General features: G+C 71.6%; 16 protein-coding genes and 1 pseudogene. 11 read left to right on the top strand and 6 right to left on the bottom strand.

Features of this window, described 5'->3' with window-relative positions; genetic code table 11:
• From QHF83_RS43995 to QHF83_RS43985, 3 genes and pseudogenes are all read right to left on the bottom strand, one after another.
• Positions 1–195, bottom strand: a pseudogene (locus QHF83_RS43995) (hypothetical protein); the annotation flags it as partial.
• Positions 196–410: 215 nt separating this feature from the next.
• Entirely contained in the window at positions 411–1,445 is a 1,035-nt protein-coding gene (locus QHF83_RS43990) for a hypothetical protein (RefSeq protein ID WP_282424097.1), read from the bottom strand.
• 111 nt (positions 1,446–1,556) lie between these two features.
• Positions 1,557–2,447: a hypothetical protein gene (locus tag QHF83_RS43985; RefSeq protein ID WP_282424096.1), complete on the bottom strand. Its 891-nt coding sequence runs from the start codon at positions 2,445–2,447 to the stop codon at positions 1,557–1,559.
• 359 nt (positions 2,448–2,806) lie between these two features.
• Here QHF83_RS43985 and QHF83_RS43980 point away from each other — a divergent pair, with 359 nt between their 5' ends.
• Genes QHF83_RS43980 through QHF83_RS43970 form a run of 3 tightly spaced genes read left to right on the top strand, consistent with a single transcriptional unit; the run spans position 2,807 to position 6,965 of the window.
• A complete protein-coding gene (locus QHF83_RS43980; protein WP_282424095.1) occupies positions 2,807–3,940 on the top strand; it encodes an AAA family ATPase in 1,134 nt (377 codons plus the stop codon).
• The gene (locus tag QHF83_RS43975) at positions 3,937–6,435 is read left to right on the top strand and encodes a DUF5682 family protein (protein ID WP_282424094.1); all 2,499 of its coding nucleotides are present in this window, start codon (positions 3,937–3,939) and stop codon (positions 6,433–6,435) included. Before QHF83_RS43980 ends, QHF83_RS43975 begins: the two co-directional genes overlap by 4 nt.
• Positions 6,436–6,485: 50 nt before the next feature.
• Positions 6,486–6,965 (top strand): peroxiredoxin, encoded by a 480-nt coding sequence (locus QHF83_RS43970; protein WP_282424093.1) that lies wholly within the window; start codon positions 6,486–6,488, stop codon positions 6,963–6,965.
• A gap of 394 nt (positions 6,966–7,359) precedes the next feature.
• Here the strand turns inward: QHF83_RS43970 and QHF83_RS43965 are convergent, their stop codons facing one another.
• The gene (locus tag QHF83_RS43965; protein WP_282424092.1) at positions 7,360–8,361 is read right to left on the bottom strand and encodes a metallophosphoesterase; all 1,002 of its coding nucleotides are present in this window, start codon (positions 8,359–8,361) and stop codon (positions 7,360–7,362) included.
• Between the two features lie 201 nt (positions 8,362–8,562).
• On the opposite strand from QHF83_RS43965, the gene QHF83_RS43960 reads away from it, so the two are divergent.
• The 8 genes from QHF83_RS43960 (at position 8,563) to QHF83_RS43925 (ending at position 22,647) form a co-directional block, all read left to right on the top strand.
• Positions 8,563–10,566 carry a hypothetical protein gene (locus QHF83_RS43960; RefSeq protein ID WP_282424091.1) on the top strand — a complete coding sequence of 668 codons (2,004 nt, stop codon included), beginning with the start codon at positions 8,563–8,565 and terminating at the stop codon, positions 10,564–10,566.
• Positions 10,563–11,720 (top strand): VWA domain-containing protein, encoded by a 1,158-nt coding sequence (locus QHF83_RS43955; RefSeq protein WP_282424090.1) that lies wholly within the window; start codon positions 10,563–10,565, stop codon positions 11,718–11,720. The genes QHF83_RS43960 and QHF83_RS43955 overlap by 4 nt, the downstream gene beginning before the upstream one ends.
• Positions 11,717–13,129: a hypothetical protein gene (locus QHF83_RS43950; RefSeq protein ID WP_282424089.1), complete on the top strand. Its 1,413-nt coding sequence runs from the start codon at positions 11,717–11,719 to the stop codon at positions 13,127–13,129. The genes QHF83_RS43955 and QHF83_RS43950 overlap by 4 nt, the downstream gene beginning before the upstream one ends.
• Positions 13,126–13,458: a hypothetical protein gene (locus QHF83_RS43945; RefSeq protein WP_282424088.1), complete on the top strand. Its 333-nt coding sequence runs from the start codon at positions 13,126–13,128 to the stop codon at positions 13,456–13,458. Before QHF83_RS43950 ends, QHF83_RS43945 begins: the two co-directional genes overlap by 4 nt.
• Positions 13,455–16,478, top strand: coding sequence for a DUF4132 domain-containing protein (locus QHF83_RS43940; RefSeq protein ID WP_282424087.1), 3,024 nt, complete (start codon positions 13,455–13,457; stop codon positions 16,476–16,478). Before QHF83_RS43945 ends, QHF83_RS43940 begins: the two co-directional genes overlap by 4 nt.
• An 8-nt stretch (positions 16,479–16,486) precedes the next feature.
• Positions 16,487–19,519, top strand: a complete 3,033-nt coding sequence (locus QHF83_RS43935) for a PAS domain S-box protein (protein WP_282424086.1) — start codon at positions 16,487–16,489, stop codon at positions 19,517–19,519.
• A gap of 91 nt (positions 19,520–19,610) precedes the next feature.
• Positions 19,611–21,581, top strand: a complete 1,971-nt coding sequence (locus QHF83_RS43930) for an ATP-binding protein (RefSeq protein ID WP_282424085.1) — start codon at positions 19,611–19,613, stop codon at positions 21,579–21,581.
• Positions 21,582–21,621: 40 nt separating this feature from the next.
• A complete protein-coding gene (locus QHF83_RS43925; RefSeq protein WP_282424084.1) occupies positions 21,622–22,647 on the top strand; it encodes a lysylphosphatidylglycerol synthase domain-containing protein in 1,026 nt (341 codons plus the stop codon).
• On the opposite strand, the gene QHF83_RS43920 is transcribed toward QHF83_RS43925, so the two are convergent.
• Positions 22,564–23,952: a DUF362 domain-containing protein gene (locus QHF83_RS43920; RefSeq protein ID WP_282424083.1), complete on the bottom strand. Its 1,389-nt coding sequence runs from the start codon at positions 23,950–23,952 to the stop codon at positions 22,564–22,566. The two genes, QHF83_RS43925 and QHF83_RS43920, sit on opposite strands and share 84 nt — an antisense overlap.
• A complete protein-coding gene (locus QHF83_RS43915) occupies positions 23,949–26,189 on the bottom strand; it encodes a glycosyltransferase (RefSeq protein WP_282424082.1) in 2,241 nt (746 codons plus the stop codon). Before QHF83_RS43915 ends, QHF83_RS43920 begins: the two co-directional genes overlap by 4 nt.
• Between the last annotated feature and the right edge of the window lie 42 nt (positions 26,190–26,231).

Below are 26,231 nucleotides of genomic sequence, written 5' to 3'. Positions count from 1 at the left end.
CACGCCGCCGCCGCCGCCCGTGCCGCCGCCCGCGCCGCCGTCGCCGCCCGTGCCGCCCGTGCCGGCCGTCCCGCCGCCGCTCGACGAGCTCGACGTCGGGTTGTTGGAGCTGGATCCATCCCCACAGCCGACCGCGGACGCCGCAATCGTCGCGCCGAGGATACCAGCGATCATCCAAGCTCGTTCGATTCTCATGGCAAAGCTCTCCTCCCGGGCCGCGTCGCCCGCGGCTCTCTCGACGCCGAGGCCCGAGCCCCCGCGCACGCGCCTTCCGGAAAAGAACGCGCGCCCTCGCCGGCGGGGGGCCGCCTGCGAGGGCGTGAGGACTCGGGCCTTTTACGTCCGTGACAGGTGAACGCCTGCACGATAGCGCAAGAGGCCGGCGCGCGGGGTGGAGATTCGCGCGCGGCTCAGGGCTCGATGCAGGTCGCCGCGCAGCTTCCGCCGCAGTCGACGCCGGTCTCGCCGCCGTTCTGGGTGGCGTCGGCGCAGGTGGCCGCCGCGCACTTCGCGGCCTGGCAGACACCTTCGGCGCAGTCCTCGGGGACGTGGCACACGGATCCGACGACGTTGCTCGGCGGGCACATTGGGCCACCGAAGTCGGGGAAGGTCTCGGTGCCGTTCAAGGAGCCGTCGGTGCACGTGGGCGCGGCGCACGTCTTCGTGGCGGCGTCGCAGACCGCCTCGAGGCAGTCGAGCGGCCCGTTGCAAGCCTTGCCGACGTCACAGGGAGCGCAGGAGGTGCCCCCGCAGTCGATGTCGGTCTCGCTGCCGTTCTTCGTGCCGTCCTTGCACATCGTGGGCACGCACTTGTTGACGGCGATCTCGAGCGTCTCGATGTCCTTGTAGTTCTTCGACGCGACGCAGACGGTGCCGTTCTGGCATTCGTTGGCGGGGCCGCCGACGTTGCAGCGCACGCACTGGCCGGCGTCGTCGCACTTGACGTTCATGCCGCAGGAGAAGCCTGCCTCCTGGTTGATGTGCAGCGTGTCCCCGTTCATGCACGTGTCGAGCGTGCAGGGGTTGCCGTCGTCGAACCGGTCGTTCGTGTCCTCGACCTCCATGATGCCGCCATTCGCGTCGCACACGGAGCGCTTGCAGTCGCCGTACGTCTGGCTCTCGAGGACCGTGCCTTCCTGCAGAAGGACGATCATTCCACAGGCGCCCCCGTCGCAGGTGCGGACGCCACACGGGGAGTCGACGCCGGGGCACTCGCTGCGCTTGCAGGTGTCCGTGCTGCCGCCGCCCGTCCCTCCCCCGACGCCGCCCGCGCCGCCCGTGCCGCCGCCGACGCCGCCCTCACCGCCGCCGACGCCACCCGCGCCGCCCGCGCCCGTGCCCGTGCCCGTCGGGTTCCCCGGGTTCGGGCTGGTCCCGCAAGCCACCACGAAAGAAGAGAGCCCCGCGATCACGAGGGGCCAAATCCAAGCTCGTCCGATTTGCATGTTCGAAGCTCCTCCACGCCGAACACGGCGTCCTCAATCCTTCACCTGGGAGCGAGAAGCCCCACGCCTACGCCCTCCCGGACGGCGGGGCCTCCACGCAAGACGAGTTCACTATTCCTCGCACTTGCCGGATTTGCACGACAAACCGGCCTGACAATCCTCGGGGACGTGACAACCGATGCTCTTGCCGCACTTCTTCGGGTTCGACATGTCCGCGGCGCAGGTACCGCCGCAATCCGGGCCGGTCTCGTCGCCGTTCCGGACCGTATCGCCGCAGGTCGGCGCCTGGCATACCTGGCCTATGCATACGCCCTCCCCTTCGCAATCGTCGCGCATCTTGCAACCCATACCGACCGCGCAAGGCACGCAGGGACCACCACAATCCACCCCTGTCTCGCCGCTGACGGTATCCGGGTTTCCATTCGTGCAATGCGACGGAACGCACTTCCCGATCGATATCGCGCACGTCTTCCCGTTGCACTCGGAGTCCTTCGTGCATTCGATGCATTTGAAGCCGCTGCACAAACCGATCACCTTCCAGTCGGTCGTGCAGACCCCGGTGGGATCGGACTCCTCGTTCGCCCACGCCGAGCAAGCGTCCTTGAAGCAGGGATTTCCCCAATCGTATACGTCGGCAAGGTCCTCGACCAGCGTGACGGAGCCCGACGCATCGCACTGCTGCTGCTTGCAATCGCCATAGACCTGGGCGCCGACGGGCGTGCCGGCCGCAACCTCGGTCGCCCATTCGCACGTCCCGGCGTTGCACATGCCGCCGATCCGGCATTCATTGTTCGGGCAGTCGGTCTGCGTCGTGCACGCCATCACCCCGCCCGTGCCTCCCACACCGCCGGTGCCACCGCCCACCCCGCCGTCTCCCCCGGCGCCGCCAACGTTGAGCGATTCGTCGAAGAAATAAGTGTCGAACTCGACGCACCCCGCAGGTACGGAGAGAGCGGATACGAGAGCGAGCGGAACGACCAAGAGCCAAGACATTCGGTTCATCGATGGCTTCTCCCTGCCCCGCCCGGCGCCCGCAGGCGCTCGGCAGGCCGGCCCGGGCAGTTCGTTAGGAAGGTGCCCCGCCGAAGGCGTGAGGGCCGAAGGTCGGCCCTCACGCAGTAGGCTTGCCCGGGCAGTTCGTCGGGACACGTCGGTGACGATGGTAGCGAATCGGCTCCAGAAGAGCGAGCCTCCGGCGAAGTTCCAGCCGGGATCCGGCGCGGAGGCGGCGAGGGCCACGCGACCACCGGGTTTCACCGCGTCGCGGGCAGGACGCACGGACGGGCCGGATTGACGCGGAGAATGCGCGCAGGTAGCCCTTGCCAAGGCCGCACCGCGCCGGGCGGCGAGAAGCGATCCGCGTGCCCGAATCCGTCCTCCGTCCCGCCGCAGAGGTGCTCTTCCGCGAGGAGCTCGACGCCCTCGCCGCCGCCGACACGCACCCGAAGCCGCGCGGCTTCCGGCTGTCGCCCCGGATGATCCGCACGTTCATCCTGGGCTCGGGCGAGGCGAAGCTGCCCCGTCCTGGCGGCGAAGGCGAGCTCGCCGTGACCCAGAAGTTCTTCGGCGACGACGCGCTGGTCGAGCGCGCGATCGTGACGCTGGCCTCGCCCCGCGCGCTCCTGCTCGTCGGCGAGCCGGGGACCGCGAAGTCGATGCTGTCCGAGCTCCTCGCCGCGGCCGCGACCGGGACGAGCCTGCTCACGGTGCAAGGCAGCGCGGCCACGACCGAGGATCAGATCAAGTACACCTGGAACTACGCGTTGCTCCTGGCAAAGGGCCCGGTGCGAGAGGCGCTCGTGCCGTCGCCGCTGTTCGCCGCGATGCGCGAGGGCCGGATCGCGCGCTTCGAGGAGCTGACGCGTTGCCCCGTGGAGGTGCAGGACAGCCTCGTGGGCATCCTGTCCGACAAGGTGCTCCGGGTGCCGGAGCTCGAAGGCGAGGACGGGATCCTGTTCGCGCGGGAGGGTTTCAACTTGATCGCCACGGCGAACGCGCGGGATCGCGGGGTGAACGAGATGAGCGCGGCGCTCCGGCGGCGCTTCAACTTCGAGTCGGTGCGGCCGATCCGGGATCCGTTCGTGGAGATGGCGCTCGTCGAGCGCGAGGTGCAAAAGCAGCTCGCGGCGGCGGGGGCGAGCGTGCCCGTGCCGCGGGACGCGGTGGAGCTCGTGGTGACGACGTTCCAGGAGCTGCGCTCGGGCCGGAGCCGCGAGGGCGTGCACCTCGACCGACCGGAGGCGCCGCTCTCGACGGCCGAGGCGATCGCGACGCTGCACGCCGCCGCGCTGCACGCGCATTACTACGGCACGGGCAGGCTCGGCGCCGAGGAGGTGGCCTCGCACCTCGCAGGCGCGGCGACCCTCGACGCGGCCGAGGACACGTCGAAGCTCGAACGGTACGTGGAGACGGTGGTGCGGGATCGGGCCGCGCGGCACGGCGGGCCGTGGGGCGCGCTGCTCGAGGCGTGGCGCAAGATCGGCCGCGAGCGATGAACCTCGGAGACCTCGGAGCGCCGGAGGAGACGCGCGCCGAGGTCGCGAAGCGGCTCGGCCTGTCGAGCGCGCTCGCCTTCTTCCCCGTGCGGCACCAGAGCCCGACGTGCGCGGCGAAGCTCGAAGCGTTCCTGCCGGCCTTCGCGCCCGACGTGATCCTCGTCGAGCTGCCCGCGCGGTTCGAGGAGCACCTCGAAGCGCTCCTCGATCCGGAGAGCCGCACGCCGTTCGCGATCTGCGCGATCACCGAAGACAAGCGCCCGCGCTTCGTGGCGCGGCGGGACGGGAGCCGCGCCGCGGAGGCGCCACGATCCCGGGCGTATTACCCGTTCTGCGACTACTCGCCCGAGCTCGTGGCGCTGCGGTACGCGAAGGCGAGCGGCGCCGAGGTGCGCTTCATCGACCGGTTTTCGCCGCTGCCCGAGGACGAGGCGGATCTCGGCGAGGACGACCTCCCCTCGGCGGAGCACGCGCTCGGCGAGCGGCTCGGGCAGGACGCGGGCGGGCTCTTCGGGCGGAGCCGGTTCACGGCGGCGCTCTGCGCGCGGGCGGGCGCGCGAGATTTCGACGAGCTGTGGGAGGCGCTGTTCGAGCAAGGAGGCTGGGACGAGAGCCCCGAGGGCTGGGCGCTCGCGGTGGGCGCGTACGCGCTCGCGACGCGGCGGACGTTCGGGCAGGACGAGCTCGAAGCGGACGGGACGTTCTCGCGCGAGCGGTTCATGGCGGCGAAGATCGCGGAGGCCGCAGCGCAGAAGAGGAAACGCGCGCTCGTCGTCGCCGGGGCGCTGCACGTGGTCGCGCTCGGCGGCGCGCGGGAGATGCTGCCCGCGCTCCAGCGCGCGCCGAAGGACGACGCGGAAGCGGAGGTGCGGCTCGTGCCGTACACGTTCCCGAGGCTCGACGCGCTGCTCGGGTATGCGCCGGGGATGAGCGGGCCGGCGTTTTACCAGCACGTGTGGGAGGCGCGGGCCGAGGCGGATCCGTTCGCGCGCGCGGCGGAGCGGGTGCTGCTCGAGACGATCCGGCGTGCGCGGGCCGAGGGCGACGCGCTCGGGCCGGCGGACGCGATCGCGGCGCTCGCGTTCGCGCGGGAGCTCGCGTCGATCCGGGGGCGGCCGAAGCTCGGGCGGGCCGAGGTGATCGAGGCCGCGACGAGCTGCTTCGTGAAAGGCGAGCTGCGCGTCTCGGGGCGGCGGGTCGTCGCGGCGCTCGGCGAGGCGCTGCGCGGCAGCCGGGTGGGCAAGCTCGGGCCGACGGCGGGCCCGAGCCCGATCCTGCGAGATTTCCGGGAGACGGCCGAGGCGCTCGGGCTCGCGCCTTCCGGAGGGCCGCCGCGCGCGATCGAGCTCTCGCTCGCGGCGTCGAAGAAGGCGCGGCGGTGCTCGTCGTTCTTGCATCGCACGGCGTGGCTCGGGCTCGGGTTCGCGACGCAGGTCGGGGTGGGCGACGTGGAGGGGTTTGGGGCGAAGGGCGCCGAAGGCGACCCGAAGCCCCAAGCGGCGACGGAGTTCGGGGCGGCGACGGAGCGCTGGACCGTGGCGTACGCGCCGGAGGTGGACGCGCGGCTCCTGGAGCTCGCGGCGGAGGGGGCGAGCGTGGAGGAGGCGTCGGCGCGGCTGCTCGTGCGCGCGGCGCGGGAAGGCGAAGGCCGCGCGGGGGAGATCGCGGCGTGCGTGGGGCGAGGCGTGCGGATGGGGCTCGAGGACGTCTGCCTGCGGCTCGCGCCGGCCCTCGAGGCGGCGATCCGCGCGGACGAGGACCCGCGCTCGCTCCTCGGAGCGGCGCGAAAGCTCCGGCGGGTGCGGGCGCTCCGCGCGCGGCTCGGCCTTCCGAAGGCGGCGTGGCTCGACGCGCTCGGGCTCGCGGCGTACGAGGAGGGGACGCGCGGGCTCCCGCGGCTCGCGCAGACCTCGGGGGCGCGCGCCGCGGACGTTCCGGTGCTGCTCGCGGATCTCGGCGGAGCGACGCTCGCGGCCGACGGAATGGGCCCTTCGCGGGAGCTCTTGCTGGCGAAGGCGCGGGCGGCGCGGGAGATCGCGCGGGCGACCTCGCCGCTCGTGCTGGGTGCCCTCGACGGGCTGCTCGTGAGCCTCGGCGAGGGACGAGGCTCGGAGCTCGGTGCGCACTTCGAGGCGGCGCGGGGGCGTCCCGAGGCGAAGGGCGCGTACCTCGAAGGCCTGCTCGCGCTCTCGCCGCGCGCGCTGCTCGACGAGCCGTCGCTGCTCGAAGCGCTCGTCGCGCACGTCACCTCGGGCAGCTTCGACGGCTTCCTCGCCTCGCTCCCGTCCTTGCGCCGCGCCCTCGGTCGGCTCGGCCCTCGCGAGCTGGAAGAGATTTCTTCACGCGCCGCGGAACGGATCGGCCTCGGCGCCTCCGAGGCGCTGCTCGTATCGCCCTTGCATCCCGAGGAGGTCGCGCGTCTCTCGGCCTGGGAGCTTCGATGGCTCGAAGCCGAGGCCGCGTGGGCGGGCCCGTCTTCCGACGCGAATCGCTGACTTTCTGCGCCTCTCGACGCGCCGCGCTCGCTTTGCTACCCCTGTTTTCGATGAGCTCGCTCAAGGTCGGGGATCACGCGCCGGAGATCGACGCGCAGACGAGCGCCGGCGACCGGTTCGTCCTCTCCAAGCAAGAGGGGCTTTGCACCGTCGTGTACTTCTATCCGAAGGCGTTCACGCCGGTCTGCACGGGCGAGACGCGCCTGTTCCGGGACAACTACAACGAGCTCTTGCTGGCCGGCGCGAACCTCGTCGGGGTGAGCACGGACGACAGCGACACGCAGTGCAAGTTCGCCGGCGATCTCCACCTGCCGTTCTCCCTCATCGCGGACGCGGACAAGCGGATCGCGCGGGCCTACGACGTCCTCTGGCCGGTCGTGGGCGTGGCGCAGCGGTACACGTTCGTGGTGAGCCCCGAGATGCGCATCGAGGCGATCTTCCACCACGAGCTCAGCGCGGAGAAGCACCGCGACGACGTCCTGCGCTTCGTGCACGGGAAGTTCGAGGCGCAGCGGCCCCGAGTCAGCTAGCGACCTCACATCCACTGCGCCGAAGAGAGGTCCGGACATCCCGACCTTCTCTTGGGGCAGCGCCAAAGCTACCTCCGGCCGCGCCGACCTCGTCTTGGCGCGGCGCCAAAGCCATCTCCGGACGCGCCGACCTTCTCTTGGCACAGCGCCAAAGCCATCTCCGGACGCGCCGACCTCCTCTTGGCGCGGCGCCAAAGCCATCTCCGGACGCGCCGACCTCCTCTTGTCGCAGCGCCAAAGCCACCTCCGGACGCGCCGACCTTCTCTTGGCGCAGCGCCAAAGCCACCTCCGGAAGCGCCGACCTTCTCTTGGCGCAGCGCCAAAGCCACCTCCGGACGCGCCGATCTCCTCTTGGCGCGGCGCCAAGGGCGTCTCCGGGCGTGCGGAGCTCTGCTAGCTCGTTCGGGGCTTCTTGCGCTCGCGCTTCTCGCGCTTGGCGACCACGGCGGCGGCGCGCTTGGCCATGATCTCGGGCGTGGGCGGGCGGCCGGGCAGCGGGTCCTGCTCGTCGTGGTGCTCTTCGATCGCGCCGGGCTCGTAGCCGAGCTCGAAGATCGCGACCTCGCGCTGACCTCGTTCGCCGAGGCGAATCGGCATGACGGACGCGCCGATGCCCGCGCCGACGTACACCGCGCCGGGATGCGCGCCGCCGCTCCTGCGGCTGCCGTAGAGGCCGTGCACGTAGCGATGCCCCGCGAGCTTGCCGATCGCGAGCTCGTGCAGGCGGGCGAGCGTGACCTGGCCGGCGTGGGTGTGGCCGGACAAGACGAGCGGGATGTCGCCCTGGGCCCAGAGCCCGTCGGCCTCCTCGGCGATGTGGGACATGGCGATCGTCGGCAGATCACGGCGCAGACCCTTCAAGGCTTCGTCCCTGCGGGCGTGGCCGGTGTACGCGTCGTCCAGGCCGACGACCTGGAGCATCTGGTGGCGCAGGCCGATGATGGTGTGGCGATTGTCGAGGATCTCGACGCCGCCGCGGCGCAGGGCGTGACGGACCTCGTCCGCGCCGGACCAGTAATCGTGGTTGCCGAGCACCGCCATCACGGGCGCCTCGAAGCGCCGCACGAGGGCCTCGAGGCGGTCGAGGTATTGCTGGCTGTGGCACACGAAATCGCCCGTGAGCAGGACGAGGTCGGGCTTCTCCGCGTTGGTCAGCTCGACCGCCGCGAGCTGCACCGCCCACGGGGTCACGCGGCCGACGTGGAGGTCGGTCAGGTGCGCGATACGCAGGTGGGAGAGGTGCTCGGTGTAATGCGCGGGGCCGGCGAAGCGCCGGACCTGGATGCGCGTCTTCGCGCGTTCGATCGTCGTGGGCGATGTGACGGTCTCGTCGCCGGGGAGACGACCGCGGAACTGCTCGAGGAGCAAGCCTTCAGGAGGAGGGGTGCTCGGCACGAGGGATCAGTATAAGGCGCGGGGGCACACAAGCTATGGCTTTTGCCCGGGATTCGCCGCTCGCTCGCGCGAGGATCCCGAGGGCTCCAGGCCTTCCCGTGCTGTCCACTTTACCCGCGTGAACCCGTCGTCTAGCGTCCGAGCCGGCGGATGGCAGAGCGAGAATGGCGCGGTGCCCTCCGGAGGGCGAGGGCGATCGCGGTGAGCCCCTGGATCCGCGCGCTCCTCGCCGTGACGTCGCTCCTCGCGGCCTCGCTCTTGCTTTGGCCTGAAACGAAAGCGCCGAGGAAGGCGACGTGGGAGGATCTCGTCCTCCCGCTCGCTCCGGGAGCGGTCGTCGCGCGTGGCTATCACCTGTCTCCACCGCGGCGGGGCGAGGAGCAGGACGTGATCTTCACGGCGCGGCGCGAGGCCGGCCCGGACGGGCCCGCGGGTCGGATCGAATTGCACGTCGTGGATCGGGGGCGATGGCCCGGCGTGCGCGAGACGAAGCGTTTTGGTGTCGCCTACGAGACGCCGCGATCGCAGGCACCCATCGAGGATCTGGAAGCGGTGACGCAGGCGCTCCGCGACGCGATCGACCGGAACGACACGGGGCTCGATCCCGTCCCGTTGATCCCGCTCGCGGCCGAGCCGGAGCCGCCGCTCGTGGCGCGTGTGCTCGCGCGGCTCGTCGGGACGCGCGCGATCGTGGTGCCGGCGCTGCTCGCGGTCGCGATGGGGCTCCTCGGCTCGCTCCGGAGAGGGGATGCGATCGTTGCAGCCGCGCTCTTCGGGCTCGGGCTCGTGCTGCGGATGTTGCACCTCGATCTGCCGTTCGTGCACGACCAGGACGTGCAGCGGCTCTTCACGGGGACGCTGCCGCTCGGCGAGATCCTGACGGGCAAGGGGCTCGAGGATCGGCACCCACCGCTGTGGTTCGTCGTGCTGCACGCGGCCGGAACGTTCGGGGGTTCCGAGGCGGTGATGCGCGCGCCGGCGGCGATCGCGGGGGCGCTCTTGGCGCCGGCGATCGTGTGGGGCGCGCGGCTCGTGCGAGGACGCGCGGGTCCGCTCGGGGCGATCGCGGCGGTCGTGGTGGCCGTGAGCCCGGAGCTCGTGGCGCGCTCCCGCGAGGTGAGCGAAATCCCGCTGTTCGGGCTGCTCGTGGTGGTCACGTGCGCGTTCGCGGCGCGGCTCGCGAACGCGCCCTCACGCGCGGCGCGGATCGGCCTCGCCGCGTCGACGGCGCTGCTCGCGTGGACGTACTACCTCGCGCCGCTCGTGATCGCGGGCGTGCTTCTCGGGCTCGTCGCGGCGCGCACACCGCTGCGGAACGTGGCGCTTCCGATCGGCGTGGGGGCGGCGCTGGGGGCGCCGGCGTTCGTCTTGCTCGGGGTGACGGCCGTGCGGGATCACGGCGCGCGTGAGGTCGCGGAGCGATTTCCGGATCTCGCGTGGGGGAGCCACGCGCCGATTCCGATGCTGCTCGGGCTGCTCGGCGAGACGATGAAGTGCGTGGGCCCGGGGGTCGTGCTTCTCGCGGGCGCCGCCGCGATGCTCGGGCTCGGGGCGCCGCGATGCGCGGGGCCCGTGCTGGCCGTGGGCGCGGCGCTCGTGACCGCGATCGGCATCACGCTCGCCGCGAAGGTGGCGCGCGTGCAGACCTATTACTTCGCAGCCGTGGCGCCGGCGCTCGTGTTCGCGCTCGCGGTCGCGCCGCACCGACATGTCCCGGCGTGGGTCTGGTCGGCGCTCGGCGGCGCTGCGCTGTCGATGCTGATGGTCCTCGACGCGCCTCGCCCGCACCTCACCTACTTGCCCGACGTGGACGCGTTCATGCCGCGCTTCGCCGCGCTCGCCGCGAGCCGCTCGGAGAAGCGCATCGTCACGGTGGCGCATTACGACGCGACCCTGCTCGCGTATTACCTCCAGCGCGCCACGAACGCGCCCGCTGCCTGGCCCGGGACCGAGGTCTCGGGGGAGTTCGTCCTGGAAGACGCGGGACGCCGTATCCTGCCACTCGTGCAGGTGCATCGGATGGACGAGCGATCGGCCGAAGCAGCCAGGGACAACCTCCTCGCCGCGATCGCCGAAGGACCGACGCTCGTCATCGAGCGGGACGCGTTCATCCTCGCGCCGGTGCACGACGCGCTCGCGCGGTGCGAGGTGCTGATGGAAGCGCCCACGGCGCGGCTCGTCGCGTGCAGCGGAGAGGCGCGATGACGGCGGGCGCGGACGACAAGAAGCGCGAGGCGGCGCGGCGGCTGCGGCTCCTCTTCGGGCGCTTCGCCGACAGCTCGCTCGGCAGCCCCCTCGAAGGGGACGAGGTGCTCCTGCGGATCGACGAGGATCTCTCGTTCCTCTACGACCGCGCGTTCCGGCGCGGCCCGTCACACGAGGGCGCGCGCGGCGCCGGCCTCGGGCCGAGCGTGCTCCGGCCTTCGACGTGGCTCGCGAGCGTGGAAGAGCTCTTCCCGCCCGAGGCGCGCGTGGTGATGGAGGAGGACGCGGCGGCGCGGCACGGGCTCGCGGCGCTGCTCGAAGATCCGGCGGCCCTCGCCTCGGTGACGCCTTCACCCGCGATCCTCGCGCTCCTCGTGCGGCTGCGCGGGCAGATCCCCGAAGCCTCGCTCCCCGCGGCCAGGCGGCTCATCGAGGAGGCCGTGCGCGACCTTTCGCGCGCGCTCGCCAAGGAGCTCGCTCCTTCGCTCACGGGTCCGTCCGGGCCACGCGGCCGGACGAACCTGCGCGTGCTCGCGAACCTCGACGCGCGGCGCACCGTACGGGAAAACCTCCGGCACTACGACCGCGCGCGCGGCGTGCTCGGCGTCGAGCGGCTCGTGTTCCGGCGGCGGCTCGCCAGGCAGACGCGCCACAGGCTCATCGTCCTGCTCGATCAGAGCGGATCGATGGTGGACAGCGTCGTGCAGGCGGCGATCCTCGCGGCGATCTTCGCGTCGGTCCCGTCGCTCGATCTTCGCCTCGTCGTGTTCGACACGCACGTGGTGGACATGACGGAGATCGCCGGAGATCCGGTGGAAGTCTTGTTCTCGCTGCAGCTCGGGGGCGGGACGTTGCTCTCGCGGGCCGTGGGGTACGCCGCGAGCCTGGTCGCGGAGCCGCGGCGCACGCTCGTCGTCTTGATCTCGGATTTCCGCGAGGGAGGCGCGCTCGGCGCGCTCGTCACGCGGGTGAAGGATCTGCTCGACGCCGGGGTGACGGTGCTCGGGCTCGTGGCCCTCGGCGACAAGGGCGCGGGCGGCTTCGATCGCCGCGTCACCGGAGCGCTCGCGACGCTCGGCATGCCGATCGCCGCCATGACGCCGCGGGAGCTCGCGGCCTGGGTCGGGCGTCACGTGCGCGGGGGCGAGGCGTGACGAGCCGCCGGGATGCGCCGGCCGGGATGCGTCGCGCGGCGGCGCGGACCGAGCTCGTGGCGGTGCCGATGGGCGAAGGCCGCGCGCGGGTAGGGGACGCGACGGTCACGTGGCGCGACGGCCGCGTCGGGTGTGATTGCCCGATGGGGGACGCGCCGACGTGTCTGCATCGGCTGGTCGCGCGCGGCGACGAACGGGCGCGGGATCTCGGCGGACGCGCGGGCCCCACGGAACCGCCGCCGGCCCTCGTGTTCCCCGAGCCCTCGAAGGCGGAGCCGCTGCCCGCGGAGGACGCCGCGCGGTTCGCGCCGATCCTGGCCGAGGTGGACACGCTCGTGGCGGAGATCGTGACGCTCGGCCTAGGGCGGGCGGCGCGTGTCTCGGGGGATCGGGTGCGCGAGCTCGCCGCGCGCGCGGCTGCGATGCGTCCGCGAGCGCGTGGACCACGCGACGCGGGCCTCGGCAGGCTCGCGCGATCCCTCGATCGGCTCGCGGCGCTCTTGCCGGCCCAAGGCGGCCCGGACGCGGGCGCGGCCGAGGCGGACGCGCTCCGAGAGCTCGCCGTCACGCGAAACCTCGGGCGCGCGCTCCGCGCGAACACGGGCGCGCTGCCGCTCGAGGACATCGCGGGCGCGTCGCAACGCGCGTACGTCGAGGTCCCGCCGATCGAGGTGCAGGGGCTCGGGCTCGAAGCATGGGTCGCAGCGGGAGGCGTCGCGGGCGTCACGGCGTACGTGGCCGTGCTCGGCGAGGATCGCGTCCTCGCGCGGACGCTGCTCACGAAGGGAAAACCCGCGCGGCCCGCGGATCCGCGGACGTGGGCGGAGGGGCTCGCGGCCGGGCCCGCGTTCGCGCGGAGTGGCCTCACGATGCGGGACTTCGCGCGGGGTCGGTTCACGCTCTCCGGCGCGCGGATCGCGCCCTCGCACGGGCGCCTCTCGGGCAGCCGCGCGACGAGCGTGGCCCTGCGGCCGGCGCTCCCCTGGGGCGACGACCGCCTCGCGCTCCACGTCCTCGCGGGCCCCGAGGACGCGTCGCGGCTCGGCCGGAGCCTCGACTTCGACGCGCTCGGCCGCCCCCCGCGCTCGTCGCCGATCGTGCTCCTGCCGGTGCAGGGGTTGTCCCCGAGCGACTTCGATCACGCGACGCAGCAGCTCTCGGTACGCATGCGCATCGGCGCAGGCGTGGAGCTCCGCACCTCGCTCTCGTTCCGGGAGGAGCGCGCGCTCCTGTTCGACAACCTCGAAGTGCTGAGCCGCGCCGCGAGGCCGCCGCGCTTTCTCTGCGTCCGCCTCGCCCGCGAAGGAGGCTCGCTCGTGATCGAGCCGATCACGGCGATGCTCGCGGACGGCTCGACGATCGATCTCACGCTCGACGTCGTGGATCCTGCGCTCGAGGTGACGCGATGATCCCCGATCGCCTCGCGAGGCAAGCGCGCGCGGCGATCGAGGAGCTCGCCGCGGCCGGCGCGCTCGAACGCACCGAGCACCGCGCGATCTCGTTCCGGCGGCTCTCGGCGGACGCGCGCTCGATCGGCCTGTTCGACCTCGCGACGCGCCTCGAAGCCGTGGCCGCGGCGCTCGAAGCGCAAGCGGGGCGCGGTCCGCAGCCGAGCGTGACGCTCGCCGAGGCGCTGCTCGCGTCCTACGACCGCATCGAGGCGCTCTCCGCCCGGCTCGCGCGCGGTGCGCTGCTCTCCGCGTTCGGGGCCGAAGACGACGACCCGGAGGCGCCGTGAACGATCCTGCGCCTGCCCCCGATCACGAGGCCGTTTTCCTCGTGCGCCTCCGCTCGCTCGTCTCCGCCGTGCGCGTCCTCGAGGTCCGCGCGGATACCTGGCCTGCGCGCCGCGTCGTCGAGCAGCACGAGGGGTACTTCGCCGAGGACGCCCTTTTCCTGCGGTTCGAGCCACGCGAGGAAGTCCCCTTCCCGCTTCGCCTGCACGGCGAGCGCCCCGAGGACGCTACCCATCACGAACGCGTGCGCCGCGCGAGCCGCGTGTTCCTGCGCGCCACGGCGCTCGCGGAGGCGCGCCCTCGCCGCGCGGAGCAGGCGTTCCAGGCGCTCGAAGCCTTCTTCGAGGAGATCGGCCCCGACGCGGCGGCCTCGATGTGGCTCGAAGCTGCGCGCACCTTCCTCGCGCTCGGCGACGAGGAGCACGCGACGCGCTCGCTCCGCCGCCTCGCCCGGCTCGCGCGACGGGCGCCCGTCTCCGCGGCGCTCCTCGTCGCTGTGGTGTCCTCGCCCCGCCACGGGAAAATCCTGCCCGGAGAGCTCGTGGACGTCGCGGCCGAGCATGCAGGGCCCGACGCGGGTTTGTCGTTGCGCCTCGACGTGTTGCGACGTCTCCTCGAAGCCGGCAGCGACGTGCCGCCGGGGACGATCGCGGCCCTGACGAACGCGGCGCAGACCTCGGGCGATCTTGCTGCGGCCGCGTCCCGTATCGACGCGGCCCTCCTCGGTTGTTTCGGCCTTCCAGGCACGTGGGCGCCCGCGGGGGAAGCCTCGCTCGTGCGCGCGCGTCTCCAGGCGCTCTGGGCGCTCTCGCACGCGTCGGGCGACCATGGCTCTCACGTGCGCAGCGGCCTCGCTTCCGCGCTCCGTGCCACGTGGGGCGACCTCGACACCGCGCGCCTCGCCGCCGTGCTCGACACACTCCTCCCTGCGAGCCCGAGCGACGACACTTCGCTCCTGCTCGCCGTCACGGTTCGCCTGCTCGGCGCACTTGCACGTGCGACGAACCCACCTGCCGAGGACACCTGCATCCGGGCCCTCCTGCACCTCGCCGAGATCACCCCGACGAACCTCTTCTCGCACGCGGACGGTCTTGGCCCTGCCCTCGCGGACGCATTCGACAAACCCACCTCACGCCCGCTGCTCGCCGCGCTGCTCGCCGATCTCGATGCCTCGACGCGCCGCGCGCTCTCCGAGACGCTCGATCTAGCCGCAGACGCCCGGCTCGGTCCGGCCGAGACAACCCCGCCCCCACGCTCGGGCACACGCACGCGCCGCGTCCGTTCCCTCGCGCGATGGCTGCCCGCACCCCTCGTCACCGCGACGCTCGCCGCGCTCGCCGCATCGTCCGAGGCTGCCGCATCCGCAGCCGTGGCCGCATCCCCCGCGCTCGCCTTCGTCTGGGCCCTCCGCCTCGTCGGCCTCGCAGAGGACGAACGCACCTCCCTCGATCTCGCCGAAGACGCGCTCTCTCTCGCCGAGGTCCTCGCGCAGCACATCGACCCCCGCCTCGTCACGACAACCACGGTCGCCGCCGCCGATCCGAGCCTCCAGCTCGCGCACCCCGACCCCGCCGCGCTCCTCCGCGGCGTCGCGCTCTCGCGCGCTTCCCTCGCCGATCGCGGCGTCCTTCGCCCCGAGCGCTGGCCCGCGCCCGCCCTGCCTGGCCTCTCGGATCCACGCGACGCACGGTTCGTCTTCCTCGCGTGGGCGCTCTCCTCGCTCGACGCACACGAGGCCGGAACACACCACCTCGCCTTCGCGCGCGTCGCCGACGCGACGCCCCTCGTGCGCACGGGCGCCGGCCGCCTCTTGCCCTCGCCCCTCGCCTTGCGCGGTGTTTCTCCCTCACTCACGCGCCTCGCCGCGACGAACCTCCTCCGCATCCCCACCGCGGACGAACCCTCCCTCCGCGACGTCGTCCTCCTCTGCTCCCCGCGTGAACTCGCCGAAGCGTTCGCCCGCGACGTCGGCGTCTCCCCGCGCCTCCTCGCCGAACCACCGCCGGTCGTCCCGACGTACCTCGATCCACCCCTGCCCCTCGTCCCACGGGATCTCCCCCTCCCCGACGACGATCCCGCGCGCCCGCTCGCCGCCCTCGTCCCGCGACGAACCTCGCTCGCTCCCGCGCCCGTCCCCACGCGTGATCCCGCCCTGCCGCTCTCGCCCGTGATCGCCGGCCACGTCGTCTCGCTCGGACCTCGCGGCGAGATCATCGTCACCGCCGGGGGCGCATCCTCCCCGCTCCGCCGCGTCCCTTCGGCCGTGCGCAAAGACGAACGCTACCGCGCGCTCGTCCGCGGCCGCCGCGCCGAACGCGCTCGCAGACACGAGGCTGTACGGCTCCTCGAAGACCGCATGATCCGCGCCGCGCCCCTCACGGCCGACGAGCTCGCGTGGCTCCTCGACGATCCACTCCACGCCTCGCTCCTCCGGCACCTCGTCCTCGCGATACGCCCCCGAGATCCCGGGCCTCCCCGTGATCTCGCGCTCCTCTGGACCTGGGACCCCACGCGTGGCCTCGGCGTCGTCCCGCTCGACTACGACGCACGCTGGATCGGCTGGACCGACGTCGAGCTCGTCCATCCGGCCCGCTTGCCCGACGTCGCGGTGTGGCGCGCGCTCACGGGTGATCTCGGCGTCAAGCAAGAGCTCCCCCAGCTCTTCCGAGATCTCCGCGGCGTCCCCGACGACGAGCTCGACCGCACCGAGAGCCACGCCCTCGCGCGCCGCCTCGCCTCTGCGGCCGCCCTCCGGCGCGCGCTCGTGGACGAGGGATTTTCCACGGGATCCGGGCTCGCCACGCGAACGTTCGTCCACCAACCATGGAGCTCGACCTTCACGGCCTGGTTCGATCCGGGGAGCCCCCCCTGGCCGCGCGACGCCACGTTCTCCGGCGCGTTCGGGTTTTGCGATCCGAGGGGCGTTCCTCTGCCTTTTACCGCGATCCCCAGGCCGCTCGTTTGTGAGGCGCGGGCCAGCATCGACCGCGCCCTTGCGCGCGCCGCGCCACGCGCGAGATAGTCTCGGCCTTGCCGAGCCTTCTCCCCGCCTCGATCCTCGGACGCACCTCTGCCGTGCGCGCTTTGCTCGAAGCCGAGCTCCGCGCCGCCGGCTTCGACGTGCTCCCGGACGAGGATCCCGGCACGCTCGGCGACCCGTCCCTCGTCGTCGTCCTCGACCTCGAAGGCGACGCCCCCCAAGCCTCCCTCGACGCTTGCCGCGCGACCCGCGCGCGCCTCGACGCCGTTGCCCTCGCCGTCGCGACCGAGCACGACGACGACACGCACCTCCGCGCGCTCGTCGACGCCGGCGCCGACGAGCTCTTCGTCCTCCCGCACGACGCGCCGCGCCTCGGCCCGCGCCTCGTCGCGATCGGGCGCCGCGTCGAGACGACCCGACGCATCCTCGACGACAAGCGCGACATCGAGCGCCGCCACGAGCACCTCTACGAGCACGCGCCGATCATCCTGCACTCGATCGACGCCGAAGGCCGCCTCGTGAGCGTCAGCGACGGATGGCTCGACGCGCTCGGCTACGAGCGCGCCGAGGTCCTCGGCCGCCGCTCCGTCGACTTCATGACCGAGGCCTCCCGAGAGCTCGCCCTCGCGCGGATCCCCGATCTCTTCCGGCACGGCGTCGCCCGCGGCAGCCGGTACGAGTTCGTGCGCAAGGACGGCAGCCTCCTCGAGGTGGTGATGACCGTGCTCGTCGAGCGCGACGCCGCGGGCAAACTCCTCCGCACCTTCGCCGTCTCGACCGACTTGAGCGAGGTCCGCGAGGTCGAGCGGGCCCTCGCGCGGGCCAACGACGAGCTCCACACCCTGCTCGCCGCGTTCCCCGACAACCTCTTCCGCGTCGCCGAGGACGGCACCATGCTCGAAGCGCAGTTCGGCCAGCGACAGCGGCGCCGCAGCGTCGAGTCGCTCCCCGCGCTCGTCGGCAAGAACCTCGCCGAGATCCTCCAGCCGTTGCGGGCGCCGGAGATCCTCGACGCCATCAAGAAGGTCCAGGGGACGACCGACGTCGTCTCGCTCGAATACGAGACGCGGGGCACCGACGGAGACCCCATGTTTCGTGAAGTCCGCGTCGCCGCTCTGCCCCGCGGCGAGGCGCTGATCCTGAGCCGCGACGTGACGGAGCTCCGCCACTCGGAGGCCCTCCTCCGCGAGAACGAGACACGCCTCCGCGCTCTGCTCGACAACGCCCCCGTGGTCCTCTGGGCCGTCGATCGCGAGGGCATCATCACGTTCGCCGAAGGCAAGGGTCTCGCGCACCTGGGCTTCCGGCCGGGCGAGCTCATCGGCACATCGGCCTTCGACCTCCCCACGGTTCCCGGCAGTAGTTTGCCGCAGGTACACGAGCCCCTCGCGGGACGGGCCTACATGGGCGAGGTCGCGATCGGCCGTGTCTGGTTCGAGCACGTCTCCTGGCCCCTCCGCGACGCATCAGGCGAAGTGACGGGCGCGCTCGGCGTCTCCACCGACATCACCGAGCGTCGCCGCGTCGAGCTCGCGCTGCGCGAGAGCGAGCGGCTCGCGCAGGGCGTCTTCGAGAACGCCCCCGTCGGCATCCAGATCTTCGGCCCCGACGGCACCTCCGTGCGGATGAACGAGGCGCAACGCAAGCAGCTCGGCCTTCCCAGCAGGACCTACGGCGTCGGCTTCTTCAACGCGCTCACCGATCCTCTCCACGTGGACACCGGCATGGACCAGTGCTTCGCGCGCGCCTACGCGGGCGAGGTCGTCGAGATCCACGGCCAGGACGTGAACCTCGACATCATCGGCAACAGCTGGAGCAGCTCGCGCGCGCGCCTCGTCTTCGACACCATCCTCTTCCCCATCCGCGACGGCGCCGAGACCCGCGCCGTCGTCGCCTTCTGCCGCGACGTCACCGAGCGCAGGCACGCCGAGGCGCGCCTGCTCCTCACGGATCGGCTCACCTCCCTCGGCACCATGGCCGCCGGCGTGGCCCACGAGATCAACAACCCCCTCTCGTTCGTCCTCGCGAACCTGGAGTTCGTCGCGGAGGCCCTGCGCGCCGCGCCTCCCGACGCCGAGACCTACGAGGCCGCGACCCAGGCCCTCGACGAGGCCCTCGAAGGCGCGAAGCGCATGCGCGGCATCGTGCGCGACATGGGCACGTTCTCCCGCGCCGACGGCGATGCCGCCGAGAGCGGACCCATCGACGTGCATGCCGTCCTCGACAAGTCCATCCGCATGACCCACCACGCCCTGCGCCACCGCACCCGCGTCACGCGCGCGTTCGGCGACGTGCCCAGGATCATCGGCAACGAGCCGCGGCTCGGCCAGGTCTTCCTCAACCTCCTCGCCAACGCCGCGCAGGCCATGCCCGATCGCCCCGAGTCGGAGAACGAGATCCGCCTCGTCACGCGCTCGATCGACGACCGCGTCGCCGTCGAGGTCATCGACAACGGCGTCGGCATCCCGCCCGACCGCCTCACGCGCATCTTCGATCCGTTCTTCACGACGAAGCCCGTCGGCGAGGGCATGGGCCTCGGCCTCTCGGTTTGTCACAGCATCGTCTCGTCCTTCGGCGGCGAGCTCCTCGTCGAGAGCACGCCCGGCACGGGCTCGACCTTCCGCGTGATCCTCCGGGCCGCCGAGCCCACGCCGAGCTTGCGCGGGGGCCTCCGCCCCGCGGGGCGCGGCGACCGTCCCCGTGTCCTCTTCGTCGACGACGAACCCTACGTCTGCACCGCCGTGCGCCGCATGCTCGGCCGCGACATGGATCTCGTCTGCGCCTACGGCCCCGAGGAAGCGCTCGAGCTCGTCCGCGCGGGCGAACGCTTCGACGTCGTCCTCTGTGATCTCATGATGCCCGGCACGAGCGGCGCCGCGCTCTACGCCTCCCTGCTCGAGCTCGATCCGGCGCTCGAGCGCCGCGTGGGCTTCTTGACGGGCGGCGCGTGCACCGACGAGGTCCGATCGTTCGTGGGCGACGTCGGCGATCGGCTCCTCTTCAAACCGTTCGAGGCTGAAAGCTTTCGCGCGCTGGTCTCCGCGCTCGCCTCGGGCAGCATGCCTCCGAGGAGGGTGGGCTAGGAGCGCTGCGGGAAGAACGACGCTCGCTCCTGCGTCGCTCCTCGTCCGCAGGCTCCCGCCATGCCGGCCGAGGTTTTATGGAGCGGCACGGATGCCGTCTCGTGTCGACTTCCTCGCGGGAGCATGGAAAGGCCCGCGGCACTGGACGAACACACCCGCTGGCCTCGTCCTGGTGCTCGGCACGGTGGGTGGCACGGTCTTGCTGCGCGAGAGCCTCGCTCCGATCCTCGGCGCGTCCTCGCCCATGCTCGCGTTCGTCCTGCCGGTGACCATCTGCGCCGCGGTGGGTGGCTTCTGGCTCGGCATCTTCGCCACGATCTTCGCCCTCGGCGCCGGCTACTTCTTCTTCATCGAGCCCCTCCACGCGCTCACGCTGACGGGCCCCGCCGACCTCGTCCGGGTCGTCCTCTTCACCTGCATCGGCGTCGCCATCAGCGCCGTGAGCGGCCGCATGCACCGCGAGGTCGAGCGCAGCCGCGAGGCCGAGCGCATCCTCGCAGAGCGCGCCCAGGCGAGCGCGACGAACGCCCAGCATTTCCGCGCCCTCGTCGCCTCCCGCACCCTCGGCGTCGCCACCTTCCGCGGCGACGCGATCGTCGAGGCGAACCCCGCCTTCCTCGACCTCATTGGTTTGAGATCACACGAATTCGCCGCGCTCGACGGCAAGCTCACGTGGCGCGAGCTCACGCCCTCCGAGCACCGCGCCGCGGACGACCTCGCCGGCCGGCAACTCCGGATGGTGGGGTATTGCGCGCCTTACGAGAAGGAGTTCTTCCGGAAAGACGGAAGCCGCGTCCCGGCCTTGATCGGCGGCGCCGTCGTCCTCGGCCGCGACGGGCGCGAGCTCACCGGCATGTTTTACGTCATCGATCTCTCGCGCCTCCGCCGCGCCGAGCAGGCCCTGCGCGAGAGCGAGGCCCGCCTCCGGCTCGCGCTCGACGCGGCCCGCGCGGGCTCGTGGGCCTGGGACGTGCCGACGAACCACCTCATCTGGTCCGAGCGCAACTACGAGCTCTACAGCGTCGATCCGAGGTGCGTCGCGACCGTCGAACGATGGGTCGAAGCCATCCATCCGGACGACCGCGCGCGCATCCTTTCCGAGTCCGAGCGCATGCTCGCGAGCGGCGCCGAGCACTTCCGTCTCGAGCTCCGCGTCGCCAACGCCGCGCCCGGGGTCCGCTGGATCGCCGTCCTCGGCCAGGTCCACCGCGACCAACGCGGAAACGTCGTGCGCGCCGCGGGTTTGACCCTCGACATCACCGAACGCCGCAACATCGAGGAGAGCGAGCGCGCCGCGCGCGCGGAGGCCGAGCGCGTGAGCCACCTCAAGGACGAGTTCGTCGCGACGCTCTCGCACGAGCTCCGCACGCCGCTCACCTCCATCCTCGGCTGGGCCCAGGTCCTCGCGCGCTCACCCCACGGCGGCGAAAAACTCGACCGGGGCCTCGAGGTCATCGAGCGCAACGCCCGCGTCCTCTCGCAGATCGTCTCCGATCTCCTCGACGTCAGCCGCATCGTCACCGGCAAGATCCACCTCGACGTCGCGCCCTTCGATCTCGGCGCCGTCGTCGCCTCCGCCGCCGAGACCGTGCGCCCCTCCGCCGAGCAGAAGGGCGTCGCGCTCGACGTCAGCGTCACGCCGATCGGCGAGCCCCTCCTCGGCGACGATGCCCGCATCGAGCAGCTCCTCTGGAACCTCCTCTCGAACGCGATCAAGTTCTCGCCTCCGGGCGGCCGCGTCGAGGTCGTGGTGCGCCCGCAGCGGGGCCGCGCCGTCATCGTCGTCCGTGACTCCGGCCAGGGCATCGCGCCCGAGTTCTTGCCGCACCTCTTCGAGCGCTTCCGCCAGGAGGATGCCTCTTCGTCCCGGCGTTACGGCGGCCTCGGCCTCGGCCTCTCCATCGTCAAGCACATCGCCGACCTCCATGGCGGCCGCGTGGTCGCCGAGAGCGCGGGCCCAGGCCGCGGCGCGACCTTCACCGTGGAGCTCCCGCTCGCCACCGACGGCCGCGTGACGGCCGCTCGCCACGCCTCCCCCGAGCTCATGCGGCGCGCCGGCTGATCGACCTGCTCCCCTGCCGATATCTGGTAACGTCGCGTCGATGGCCGAAGCGCCTCCCCGCCCCGAAGGCGAGCGCCCTCGCTCTCTCGTCCGCGTCGTCTTGCCGTTCGTCGTCTCCATCGCCCTCGTCGCGTTCGTCCTCGCCCGCCTCGATCTCGAGGCCTTCCAGGCTCACCTCGCGCGCGTCTCGGCGCCCTCGTTCCTCGCGTTCGCGGCCGTCTTCGTGGTCTCGCTTTGCGCCGCCGACAGCCTGGCGACCGTGCTCGTCTATCGCCGGTCCGTCGCGCCCATTCGATTTCGTGATTTTTTCATCCTCCGCGGCGCCTCCTACCTGCCTTCCCTCCTGAACCACCACGTCGGCCAGGCCTTCCTCACCGTCGCCCTTTCCCGCATTCACGGCGTCCCCCTCGCCCGCGTCGCCGGCGCCACGCTGCTCGTGTACGCCTCCTGGATGGGCTCGATCCTGGGCCTCTCGTGTGTCGCCATCGTCCTCGGCGACAAGCCCCTCGTTTGGCTCGCCGTGCCCCTCGGCGCGGGCTCTCTTTACCTCGCGCTCCTCGCGATTCGCCCGGCGCGCCTTTCCTCCCATCGGGTCCTCGCGCCTCTCTTCGAGGCTGGCGTACGAGGTCACCTCTGGGCCCTCTTCGCGCGCCTCCCGCACCTCGTCGTGCTTTTCGCCGGAACGTGGATTCCGTTCTGGTTCTTCGACGTCCGCATTCCCCCGGCGCCCGCGTTTGCATTCATTCCCGTCCTGATGGTCGCGGTCACCTTGCCCATCACGCCCCAGGGGTTTGGCACGCGCGACGCCCTCGCGGCCACGCTGCTCGAACCCTTTGCACCATTTCCCACCCTGGAAGAGCGCCGCGCAGCCATCGCGGCCTCGACCACCGCGTGGGGCGTCGCCATCACGCTCATTGAAATCGTCTTCGCGCTTTTGCTGCTCCGCTTCGTGACGCCGGTCCCGACGACGACGAGCGCTCCGCTATCCGAGGCTGGGCCAGCTCCTGGGCGGCCGGAACTTCTTCCCGAAGGGCGGCCCGTCGCGCCGGACGATCCTCGCGGCTAGATCGGCCCGCGACACCATTCCCAAAGCCTCCCGGATCATCGCCATCCGCGCCGGCTCGAACCCCATTTCCTCCGCGGCCGTCGCGTCCACGAGCGCCGGATCGAATCCGCCCACGAGCGTCCCGGCGAACACCGGCGTCGCCCCGAGCGGCCCTTCCCCCTCCCCCGCCACGATCCCGTCCACGAGCGCGAGGTAACGCCGCACGGGTTCGTCCCGCAAAACTCCGTCGCGATCCGCGAAAAAGAGGATGCGGTTCAGATCCAGAATGGTTCGCCAGAGCGTATCGTTGCCCTCCCAGCCCCCGTCGATCACCTTCGGCGGCGCGCCGAGGCGAGCGAGGCGCGCGACCAGCGAATGGTCGCCGGGCAGCGGGAGACGCGAGAGTTTGTCCTCGATCCGCTCGGCCAAGCTCCGCGGCCGGTCGAGCTCGTCACCGCCCACGGAAGGGTCCCCGGCCGTGAAATGGGGGAGCCAGTATTTCTCGTTCGTGATTCCGATGACGCTCTTCAAGGCCAGCGTCACGCCGGTCTTCTTGTGCGTCTTCATCTTCGGCAGGTTGATCACCACGTCCGCGTCGAGCACCGTACGCGGCAGGCTGTATTCGTGTTTCCCGCCCGTGTGGTGCGGGACCGGCGTCTCGTAATGGCTGCGGTGGAACCGGAGCCGATCGCCGGGCGGTGCAGAGCGAAGCGCGAACGCGCTCCGATCCCCGAGATCCACGACCCGATACCCGCGCGGATCCCCCGGGAGCTTCGTGCGGACGAGCAGGCCGAGGTTGTACGAGACGCCCCCGCGCCGGACGTCGTCGAGCGCGAAATACGGCGCCACCCGGAAATACCGCAGGTCCATGAAATCGACGTCCGCGCCGCCCCGACGCAGATGATCGATCACCGCGAAGATCCCGAGCGGCCCCGCGACCTTCTCGATCTCGCAGCCCTCCACGGGCGAATCCACGACCCGCACAGTCCCCGTCGGCCCTGCGGCCCGGAGCGCATAATCGAGGACGGGCCGCAAAAGCGCGCCGTGCGTGCTCGAGGCCCACAGCTTTTCGCCCGTGATTTTTTCGTGCAGGTTTTTCGAAGAGACCAGGTTTGGCTTGACGATCACCCGATCGCCCGGCCGGATCAGATCGCCGAGCGGATTCCATTCGGGCGTCCCGGCCCTCGCCGCGTCGAGCGAGAGCTCCCGGAAGAGCGCCTCCACCATCGCATAGACCGGGTTCGGCGGATCGAACGGCGGCACGCCGCCCGCGGCGTACGTCGTCCCCGGGCGGGAGACGATCGCGACCGAGGACGCCTGCGTCATGCGCGATCCCCGCGGTCCACGCTCGGCCGCACCGAGGCCGAGCTACGCTGGAAATCGATCCCGAGCTTGGAGACGGCCGCGACGCGCTTGCCCGTGCGCACCATCGCCACCTCGTCCACGAATTCGACCGCGATCCGCAGGTCGTCGCCGAGCACTTCGCGGAACTTCGCCAGCACCTCGTCGAGCACGTCGTCCGAATAACGCCCGCCCTTCACGACGCGGAACGTGATCGCCCCGAGCTCCTCCTGCACCACCTGGAACTGCTTGATCGCGTGGTCGTAATCCTTGAGGTAATGCGAGAAGAACGCCCCCGGCACGAACCGCCCGTCCGTGCCCTGAATGATCGATTGCACGCGCCCCTCGATCGCCCCGATCCGCGGCGCGCCCCGGCCGCACGTGCACGGCGCGAGCGGATCCATGGCCTCCGCCAGATCCCCGATGCGATACCGGATGAACGGCATGCACATGTTCGTGAGATCGGTGATCACGACCTCGCCGACCTCCCCGGGCTTCGCCGGCTCGCCGCCCTTCAGGATCTCCACGATGTATCCCTCGGCGACCACGTGGTGCCCCGCGTGCGCCTCGCATTCGTAAGCGATCCCCGAGAACTCGCGGCTCCCGTATTTGTCGAACACCGCGCACCCGAACGCCTGCTCGATCACGCGCCGGCTCGGGAGCGGGAGCGTCTGCGCGCTCGACATCACGGCCCGCGGACGCACCGAGAGATTGCCGTGCGCCCGCACGTACCGCGCCAGGAAATCGAGCGCCTCGGCATAACCGTCGAGCAGGACGGGCTCCGCCTCCGCGATGGTACGGACCATCGCCGCGAGGTTCTTCTCGCTCATCTCGAAGATCGGCACGAACGTCCGATTCGAGAGAATCGCGTCCGCGCGCTCCTTCCGGATCTGGCTCTTCGACATGCCGATCGTCTGGTGCCAGAGCCGCACGCAAGGATCGCCGAACCGATACCCCGTCCATTCCTGGGCCCGGAGCGTCGCCGCCCAGCGCAATTCGAGCTGCACGCGGTCGGCGTAACAGATGAACGGCTCGCCCGTGGATCCGCTCGTCGCGACGCGCAAGACCTGCGATTTGTCGTGGTTCTCCGACATGATGTCGAAGTAGAGGTGCTTGCGGATGTCGGCCTTCGTGAGGAGCGGCAATTTGTGCAAATCCGCCTGCCCCCGCACATCCTCGGGCCGGAGCCCGTGCTCCTGCATCCGGGCGCGGTAATACGGCACGTTCCGATACGCGTGCCGGACGAGGCGCCGGAGCTTCTCGTCCTGCAGCTCGCGCGTCTCCGCGATCCCGAGCCATTGCGTCTTGCAGAGCGTCTCGTAGTAATGCTCGACGTCCCGCGTGATCATCCAGTGCGTGCTGTCGAACGCCGCGAGATACGCGCGCCAGCGCATCTCCTGCACGGGCGTGCGCGGCGGCGTGCGATCCGCCACCGGGTGGCGCCGCAAGAACTGGTGCGCGACGTCCTGCGGCGGGCGGCTCACGCGGTACTCCCACGCCGCCTTCCCGATATCGAGGAGCGAGAGCACGCTCGCCCGCACGGCCGTCTTTTGGAGGAAGCTCTCCCCCTGCCGCCGCTGCTCGAAGATCGTCTCGATCTCCTTGTACGAGTACCCCTTCGCGTGCGCGGCGACCATGATGAACGATTGCCAGTAAAAATAGGTGCCGCGGTACGTGAGCAGGTCGAGCATCACCTCGCGGGCGCAGATGACGAACCCGCTCTTGTTGTCCGCGAGGTCCATGCCGAACACGCCGTTCAGCAGGTGATTGAGCCCGCGGCTCAGGTGATATCGCTGGTCCTTGCGCCGCCCGACCGCGCTGCGGAAGCCCTGCACCACGTCGACGCTGTGGTCGTAGAGCGCGCGCCGGAGCCGCAAGAGATCCTCCGGCTGGTACTGCAAATCCGCGTCGATCGTCGCGACGAGCTTGCCCCGCGACGCGCCCACGCCGGTCCGCCACGCCGCCGCGATGCCCCGGTTCTCCGGGTGAAAGCTGCCCACGATCCGGCCCTCGGACGCGGCCGAGAGCTCGCGGATCACCGCCGCCGTGCCGTCCTTCGAGCCGTCGTCGACGAGCACGAGCTCCCCGACGAGCCCGCCAACCTCGAAGACGCCGAGCACGCGCGCCGCGAGCTCGCGCAGGTTGAGCTCCTCGTTCAGGCACGGGACGATGACGCTGAGCTCGATCGGCGATTCGGGAACGTGGTGCGCTTGTTCGGTCATCGGAGAGCGGATCCTCGGCCTTTGGCAACGCGAAACGCGCCG

This window comes from Polyangium sp. 15x6 (genome assembly GCF_029960785.1).
Classification (GTDB): Bacteria; Myxococcota_A; Polyangia; order Polyangiales; family Polyangiaceae; genus Polyangium.
Note: the sequence above shows the minus strand (reverse complement) of the source record. Positions and strands in the feature narration are given on the sequence as shown.